Genomic DNA, 9,287 nt, shown 5'->3' on the forward strand with positions numbered 1-9,287 from the left:
GGCCATTGGGCATATTTTCTATAAATGGTGTTCAGAATTAAATATAACTCACCGCAAAGAACGCAAAGGACGCAAAGATTCGGTTAAATAATTTGGTAGTTTACTGCAGGTTCTGTGTTCTTATTTTATGATTTATGCATAATCGTGAACACGTTTTTGGCAATAAATAATATAGGAAATTTATTAACTAAATATTCTTATTACTTTCAAACAAGGTCTGATAAAAATGTCATATGAAGTTACCGAAACCTCTCAAGAACTCACTGTTCAGGAAGAGCGAATCCAATTCCGCAGTGAGAAGAAGCGCCAGAAAGATACTGCCCGCCTCATCTGGGCATCTAAGCCGCGCCGTGAACCCTCGCCCAAAGACCTTGAGTTCCAGACCGCTGAAGAGGTGTATCCGAATAAGGCGACCGGCAATTTGATGTACTTTTAGACAGAGGTAGAAGATATTTCCGACCTGACAAACCGGTGAGGGGTGATTATCTCTTTTATGAAGATACCATATCAAAAAGTAGTGAAAAGGTACTCTGAGAACTAATTAGTAAATTTTATAGTATATTTCATATAGAACTAATAAGAATAACACTATGAATTGAAATGAAAATTTTATTGAATATTTAGAGTGTCTTTTGACATGAAAATCAAAAGCTTGATATCACAAGTTTTAGAGGGATAAGATGAGTACAAGAAGTGAAAGAAAAGTTGATGAAACATTTACTCATCTTTGCTCCCAACTTGACTATACACGAAAAAACGGCTTAGTAGAATCTGATTCTGATGTGAAAGATGAATCCCAAAGATATATTTTTAAGCAAGTTTCTGAGAAGCTGGGCACAGATGCTGTTTTCTTTTTAAAAACTGAAAGTGGGCAAAATATCCCCCTTATATATTTTCATAAATTGGAATATAGAGATCACGATGCGATTGCAAAATTGCATAAGCAAGCTTGGAATATGGGGCAAGCTCCACTTCTCTTTATCGTTTTACCTGATGTCGTTCTTATATATAGTGCATATGAACAGCCAAAGACACTTCCAAATGAAAAACTGGACGATGAAGCTGGATTTATAGAAGAATTGGAACTTTTTGTCGAAGCTAAAAATAAATTCGATGAACTGAAAAAATATCGCAGTTCTGAACTGTTAACAGGCAATTACTGGCAAAAATATAGCAAATATTTCGATGATAAAAAAAGGGTATATCAAACTTTATTAGACAATTTAGAGTTTATGAGAGATCAATTGATTGCAAAAGGTTTACCTAATGACGTTGTCCATAATCTTCTAATCCGTTCGATTTTTATCAAGTATCTTGAGGATAGAACAGATAATAAAGGTCACAATGTGTTTCCAAAAGATTTTTTCACAAAATTTATGCCAAGTGCAACAAACTTCACTGATTTGCTCTCTGACAAAAATGCAACCGATGAACTATTTCGATTTTTAAATGAGAAATTTAACGGGGATATTTTTGCAGTAGATAAAAATGGATATGATGTTCCTCAAGAGCACCTCAATTTATTACAAAAAATGCTAAAAGGAGATATATATCTTGAAGAGGGCCAAATGACTTTATGGCCCTTATACTCTTTTGACGTGATTCCAATTGAACTTATTAGCAATATTTACCAGAAATTTATTCATCATGAAGGAAATGAGAACACAGTAAACAGGGCGGGGGCACACTACACACCATATCATCTTGTTACTTTTCTAATGGATCAAGTACTTCCATGGGAGGGCGAATATACTAATTTTAAAGTATTGGACCCATCCTGTGGCTCTGGGGTTTTTTTAGTAGAATCATATCGTAGACTTATAAGTCGCTGGATGCAGGCAAACACAAATAAACGTCCATATGCACAAGATTTAAAACGTATTCTCAGGGAAAATATTTTTGGGGTGGATACAAACAATAACGCAATTCGAATAGCTGCCTTAAGTTTATATCTTACTATGTGTGATTATCTGGAACCGCGTTATATTTGGAATCTGGTCAGATTTGAACCGATTGTTAATAAAAATCTATTTACATCAGATTTCTTTGAGAAAGATCTCCCCTTCTTGGAACAAAAATTCGATTTGATAATTGGCAATCCGCCATGGGCAAGCGAATTATCCGAAGCTGCAATTGAGTACTTGAAGACAAATGATAAACCTGTTGGAGATAAACAAATCGCTCAGGTGTTTTTATGGCGCGTGGCAGAATTGTGTAAACCTAATGGCGAAATATGTATGTTGGTATCCAGTAAAAATCTTCTTTTTAATCGGTCCAAACCAAATAGAGAATTTATAAAGCGGTTTTTTTCATCATTCGATATAAAAACTGTTATTAACTTTTCAGCATTAAGACACGTTTTATTTTCAAAAGCTGTTGGACCCCCGGCTGCTGTCATTTTTTCACCTGAGAAAAAAGAAATCCAGAATATTCTTTATTGTTCTCCAAAGCCAAGCTATTCAACACAGGATAATTGGCTTTTCATAATCGAACCTCAGGACATTGCTCACATTCCAAAGAACGAAGCCATTGAAAATGACATGTTTTGGAAGGTGGCTATGTGGGGACATCCAAGAGATTATGAATTGATAAAGAAGCTCTCAAAACTTCCAACCTTAAGGGACATATGTGAAAATAAAGGATGGACACATGGAGAAGGTTATATTGTGGGGAATAAGAAAGACAAAGTCCCTGAATTTCTTGGGAAACCGAATGTGGACGTACGAAATTTAAGAAGGTTTATAATTAATGAAGATTCGTTGCCACCTTTTGATGAAAAAGGATTGTATAGGCATGCAAAAACAAAAAGGGAGATATTTGAGGGACCTCATTTATTGATTAAACAAAGTCCTACAGCAAATGTAGGTATGATTGCGGCTCTTTTGAATGGAGATGCCGTTTTTAATCATTCAATTCTTGGTATTCATGGTAAAAAAAGTGATTTAGATCAATTAGCAGCATGTTGTTTGGTAATTAATACAAACATTGCATTGTATTATAATATGTTAACTACACGTAGTTGGTTAGTAGAACGTGATTATTTTGAAGAGGAAGAGATTTTGGATATTCCAATGCCAGAAGAAATTTTGGAGTTGAAAGAAACAATTAATTATAATTATCTCAAAAAAATTTCCGATAATTTGGACGCAGACAGTACAATAAATTTGCTTGCAATAAAACTCTATCATTTAAATGAATCTGAGATTATTCAGATTAATGATACCATTAAATATACGTTGGATTACTATAGGAATAAAAAAAAATCTATTGCAGTAAAGCCCGTGGATGAGAGTACTTTAAGGGAATATATCGATATTTATTGCGGGATATTGAATAACTCTTTTTCAAGTCCAAATAAAGATTTTGTAGGGACAATTTACGCTGGTGAAGGACCACTTAAAGTAATATCAACAAAACTCGTGGAGAAATCTGAAAAAATAGATGTTCCCTATATCTTAAATAACCAACTCGAACATATTCTTAATGATTTGGATAAACAGTTGATGGAAGAAATCTCTTCAAGCATTTACATAAGGCGTAATCTTCGCAGGTATTCTGGTGACACGACATTCATCGTTAAACCGAATCAAATGCGATATTGGACGAAATCCGCTGCTTTGCGTGATGCAGATGAAACGTATAGAGATATCATGTCATCTACAGGAGATTGTTAATTGAGACTTTTAGATATATCGACTCAAGAGTCTATATTAGGTTCTCCTACCAATTTAAGTGAAGAACTGAGATTGGAAGGGGTTTCACATCTTTTAGCAATTTTATGTGATGCTTATAGAAATTTGCATACGCATAGTAAAATTACGCTTTCAATGGGAGAAACGGGGATTAATGAGGAGTTCTACCGTTGTGTACAAATGATGTGGTTTGATAAGGGGCCTAAGACACTTACGCCAATTCATGAAAAATCACATGGAAAGAGAATGGAGGGGAGAGGGAAGACTCCAACAATCGATATTTGTTTTCGAGATTGGGACCCGGATTTATATTTTGGGGTTGAATGTAAAATATTGGAAGATAAGAAAGAGAGGTATGATTATTATATAAAGGGTGGAATTTGTCGATACATTTCTGGTGATTATAGCAAGAAATTTCCTACCGGTGCGATGATTGGATATGTCGTAAATGGTGATTTTTCAAAAATTATAACTGAAGTGAAACACAGGATTGATACGGTCCCACATAGCTCTAACATGAAAATCTCAAGTCCTATAAATGGGTTTAAAGAACACTATGAATCGGTTCACAAAAGAAAAACTGGAGTTTCTCCTTTCAACATTCACCATTTATTTTTCTGCTTTACTTGAATCTTAAAAGTGATATAATGTCATATATAAACACTGAACCTGATCTGGAACTCACTGTTCAGGAAGAGCGAATACAATTCCGCAGTGAGAGGAAGCGTCAGAAAGACACTGCCCGCCTCATCTGGGCGTCCAAGCCGCGCCGTGAACCCTCGCCCAAAGACCTTGAGTTCCAGACCGCAGAGGAAGTGTATCCAAATAAGGCGACCGGCAACCTGACGAGTTTCTTTGATTCTGGCGAAGACGAGATTTCCAGCCAGCCGAACCGGCTTATCTGGGGCGATAACCTGCTGGTGATGCAGGCACTGCTTGCGCAGGGGTATGAGGGGCAGATTGATCTGATCTATATTGACCCGCCGTTCAATACCGGGGAGAATTTTAATTTCCCTAATGATGTGAAGATCGGGGATAGGAATTATGAACGGGAAATGCCGATGAATGAACGGCTGGCATATTCTGATACATGGGAAAGGGGGATTGATAGTTTTCTGGATATGTTATATCCGAGATTGCAGTTGATGAAACGATTGCTATCTGAGGATGGAAGCATATATGTACATTTAGATTTACACGCGGGGCATTATGTGAAGATCATAATGGATGAAATTTTTGGGAAAGATAATTTTATTAATGAAATCGTATGGCAAAAAATACGGTCATCTAAAGGTCAAGCAAAATCTTTTGGAAATGTACATGATATAATTTTTTGTTTTTCAAAATCGAACCTATATAAATTTAATAAACAATATAAAAAGCACGATCCTAAAAGATTTGAAACTCATTACAATAATATTGAGGAAAATACTGGGAGAAGGTACCAACTGGCTGATTTTACTCAAAGTGGACAAGGAGAAGCACGAAGGTTTGGCGATATAATTTTATCACCTCCAAATGGGAAACATTGGATTTGGTCCCAAGAAAAAATTGATGAAGGAATGGAAAATGGGTTAATTGTTTTTACAAGTGGTGGGAAGCCACGAGTAAAAAGATATTTGGATGAGTCAAAAGGTACGCCGATTGAAGATATATGGACAGATATTTTTCCCATCAATTCTCAAGCTTTAGAGTCGTTGGGATATCCTACACAAAAACCTGAATCTTTACTTGAACGAATCTTTTATGCATCCTCAAACGAAGGAGACCTTGTTGCCGACTTATTCTGCGGTTCAGGCACCACTGCCGCCGTTTCCGAAAAACTCGGGCGGCGCTGGATAACGTCTGACCTGTCCAAAACTGCCATACAGGTAGCAAGAAGCAGACTTGTGAACCAGAATGCTGCGCCTTTCATTGTCCAGAACCTCGGCAACTACCAGCGCCAGCTCATCTACCTCAAGGACGTGAAGCTCAAAGAGATGTACAACATCGTCCTGAAACTCTACGGTGCCGTACCCCGTGATGACTGGCAGGGTTTCGGAACCAAAAAGGACGAAAAGGACACCCTTGTCTATGTATCTGAACCAGACAGGCCGGTTACTGGCAAGAAAGCCATCGAACTTGCAAAGAATGCAGCCACAGCAGACGGCAGGGGCTACAAACGGCTGGTCATACTTGCGTGGGATTATGAATATAATTTTGAAGAGGATTTTGCGAGGCTTAAAAAGAACATAAAAACAAAGCAGTTGGCAGCAGTCGAGTTCAAGGTCATACCATCAGACGTATACCGTTATCTCAGGAGTACAAACGTAGGTGATGTGTCCATTGCAGATAAGATAACATTCTACCAGAAACCGTATCTGCGGTTGGGTGAGCCGCAAGTAAAGGGTATGAATGAGGATTCGATAACAACCACCATCAAAATAGAACAGTATGTGATACTTGACATTCCGCTGAAAGATGAATCCAAAAGACCTGAGATCGAAGAAATGCTGCACAACAACTTCCCTGCACTCATTGATTTCTGGACTGTGGACTGGGACTATGACAGCGAGGTCTTCAGAAGTAAATGGCAGGCAATACGGGACAGGAAAAAGGGTGAACCAGTACCCATTATTGCAGATGCAAATCTTAAAAGGGGCAAGAAATACACAATTGCAGTAAGGGTGGTTGATGTGTTCGGGAATGATGCATCAGCAATAAAAGAACTTGATCTGAGGTAGGGCCATGGCAAAGAAAAGTTCAAAAACCGAACTGTTCGGAAAACACCCCCTTGCAAGCTCAATAGAACCTGTAATACAAGAATGGTCTGAAAATGGCTATCCTGCCGTCAAGGGAAAACAGATGACCCACATTACCCGGGAACTTTTCAATTACTGGTTTTCGGAAGGGGTGCATGAAGATGAATGTTTCTTTGAATGCCAGCAAAGAGCCATTGAATCTATTGTTTATTGCTATGAGATACTTGAAATCCCATCCGTAAGTACGCTTTTTGAGACATTCTCCAAAGAATTGCTTGAAGATAAAAATCTTCGTCATGGCATCGAAACCATCAAACACCCGCGGTATGCCGTGAAAATGGCAACCGGAACAGGTAAAACCTGGGTCATGAATGCCATAATTATATGGCAGTATTTTAACCGTGTGAAACTGGAAGATGAACGGTTTGTATCCCATTTTGCACTTGTAGCGCCCGGAAATATTGTCTATGAGCGGCTGCTTGATTCGTTTTTAGGCAAGGTCAGGAATGGAAAAAGACAGCCCAGGACCATTGATATCAACCGCAAACTGTTCATGCCTGATGATTGGAGGCAGGACTTTCATCTATCTGTCTTCACAAAAAATGACCTTCAGGAAAATGTACCATACACGGATTCACCATTCATCCTGATAACAAACTGGCATCAGTTGACCGATACGTCAAGGAAGAAAGGAGAAACACTTTCCGAAGCACTTGGCATCGACATGATAAGTGACTCCATATCCCTGCGCGTTGAGAGATTCATGGATTTTTTAACATACAACAACGACCTCATGATAATCAACGACGAGGCGCATCATGTACACAACTCAACAGACTCAGAACTGAAACGCTGGCAGGAATCCATAGAAATATTGCGAAACAGGATGGAAGAAAACGATAAACACCTTTTCATCCAGTATGATTTCACAGCAACGCCATTCACAATAAAAGGAAATAAAAAGGAGTTTTTCTCCCACGTTATTTACGACTACGGCTTAGTGGAAGCAATGCAGGATATGCTAGTAAAACAGATATTCATAGAAAAAAGCAGTTTCCTGTCAGGCAAAATACAGCAGCTTCCAGATAACAAGAAATTGATGATTACAGCATACAAAGACGATGCAAAAAATGTAATCGAATTGTCAGAAGTCCAGAAGCACATGATAGATGTCGGTATTGCAAAACTGGATAATCTACAGAAAGATTTTGAAACTCTGAAGATAAACAAAAAACCCGTAATGTTTGTAATGGCTGATAATAACGACGAAGCTGATTTGATTACCAACTACATAAAAGAAAAAGAAGATTCAAATGGCATTATTTTCGGGGATGAATCATTAGGAGAGCAGGTAATAGCCATTCATACAAAGAAAAAAGACACCCTCTCAGATGATGACTATAAAAAACTGAAAAATACTGTTTTTGCAAGTGATGATGCATCCAATCCTGTGCGAGTTATTGTTAGTGTTATGATGTTAAGGGAAGGATTTGACGTTAAAAATGTATGCGTGCTTGTTGTACTAAGGCGTTCAGATTCAGACCTCCTTACAGAGCAGGTAATTGGTAGAGGTATCAGGCTGATGTTCCCTGAACCTGAATATTTACAGGATAAGGTTGAAAACTACACAAAATTAGTTGACAAAGAAAATTTGATCAATGCCTATGACCTGCTTTTCATAGTTGAACATCCAAAATACAATGACATTTATGACCAATTAACAAAAGCAGGAGCCCAGATAGCAAGTGGCAGCAGTATAGAATTATCACTTGATGCAAAAAGCGTATTAATTCATGTGGATGAAGAAAGGGTCAATAAATATGATATAGGCTGGCCAATTTCCTTAACCCATAAAACAGAGGAAGAACTGGATATTTCACAGTTTGATATATCAAAATTACCTTTATCACCTCAGCCATTTGAGGATATTCATCCAAGCAAGATTTTAATAACCGACTATCATCCAACCACACAATTCCGTTCAGAATGGGAACTACTTGATTCAAATTTTACCTATGGCGGATTTATACGGAATACTGTCCGGGAACTAATTGGTTCGAGAAAAGACAGCCGTGTGAGCTTATCACGTTACGCTCCAGAGATTGCAGGGGTGATAGACCAGTATGTTTCACAACATATGTTCGGAAGAAAAATTGATTTTTCAAATTTTGAAAATGTCGAAAAATTAAGAAACCAACAATTGGTCTACTATATTACAAACAAATTAAGAGAAGCGATCAACACTTTTCTGCAAAGTTATAAATCATACGATGTTATTGAAGCCGAATGGATTCGACTATCAGAATTCAAAGATTTAAAAATCCGAATGGAACGAGCCATCGAAACAAAAAAATGCCTTTACCCATCTCTTGATTTTCCATACAAAGGAGGACTTGAACGAAAATTTACGGTTGATATTTTAGAAAATGATCCCACTGTACTTTCATATGTAAAATTAAATCAATATGTTCATAAATTATCAATCCTTTACATCAATTCGATGGGGTATTTAGTTCCTTATTATCCTGATTTTTTAGTCAAAACGGAAGATATCATGTATATAATCGAAACAAAATCAGCAAAGGATGCAATAAACGATATTGATGTGAAAAGAAAGGCAATTGCTGCTGAGCAGAGATGTAGAGATATTTCAAAAATTAAAACCATCCCTCCGATAGTCCAACCAAGAGAATGGCAATACATTCTAATTCCACAGAACATTATGGAAGAAATGGAAGGGTCAGGATTTAAAAGTCTAATTGAAAGATGTGAAAGCAATTTAGCATTCTTAAAAATGAGTCAAGAATAGACTCAAATTCAACCTAATAAAATGTCAACCATTCTTTGCGTCCTT

5 protein-coding genes are annotated in these 9,287 nt (G+C 37.4%); all 5 read left to right on the plus strand.

The window, feature by feature from the left end:
- The first annotated feature begins 226 nt into the window (after positions 1-226).
- Positions 227-436 (plus strand): hypothetical protein, encoded by a 210-nt coding sequence (locus IBX40_08150; protein MBE0524286.1) that lies wholly within the window; start codon positions 227-229, stop codon positions 434-436.
- Positions 437-680: 244 nt separating this feature from the next.
- Positions 681-3,674, plus strand: coding sequence for an N-6 DNA methylase (locus IBX40_08155; GenBank protein ID MBE0524287.1), 2,994 nt, complete (start codon positions 681-683; stop codon positions 3,672-3,674).
- Positions 3,675-4,322 (plus strand): hypothetical protein, encoded by a 648-nt coding sequence (locus IBX40_08160; protein MBE0524288.1) that lies wholly within the window; start codon positions 3,675-3,677, stop codon positions 4,320-4,322. It begins immediately after the preceding gene.
- Between the two features lie 17 nt (positions 4,323-4,339).
- A complete protein-coding gene (locus tag IBX40_08165; GenBank protein MBE0524289.1) occupies positions 4,340-6,415 on the plus strand; it encodes a site-specific DNA-methyltransferase in 2,076 nt (691 codons plus the stop codon).
- Positions 6,416-6,419: 4 nt separating this feature from the next.
- A complete protein-coding gene (locus IBX40_08170; GenBank protein ID MBE0524290.1) occupies positions 6,420-9,242 on the plus strand; it encodes a DEAD/DEAH box helicase family protein in 2,823 nt (940 codons plus the stop codon).
- The last annotated feature ends 45 nt before the right edge of the window (positions 9,243-9,287 follow it).

The sequence above is a fragment of the Methanosarcinales archaeon genome (genome assembly GCA_014859725.1).
Taxonomy (GTDB): Archaea; Halobacteriota; Methanosarcinia; order Methanosarcinales; family Methanocomedenaceae; genus Kmv04.

Bases quoted from the DNA above. Each gene is read 5' to 3' on its own strand.
- IBX40_08155 (MBE0524287.1), top strand. From the start codon at position 681: ATGAGTACAAGAAGTGAAAGAAAAGTTGATGAAACATTTACTCATCTT.
- IBX40_08150 (MBE0524286.1), top strand. From the start codon at position 227: ATGTCATATGAAGTTACCGAAACCTCTCAAGAACTCACTGTTCAGGAA.
- IBX40_08170 (MBE0524290.1), top strand. From the start codon at position 6,420: ATGGCAAAGAAAAGTTCAAAAACCGAACTGTTCGGAAAACACCCCCTT.
- IBX40_08165 (MBE0524289.1), top strand. From the start codon at position 4,340: ATGTCATATATAAACACTGAACCTGATCTGGAACTCACTGTTCAGGAA.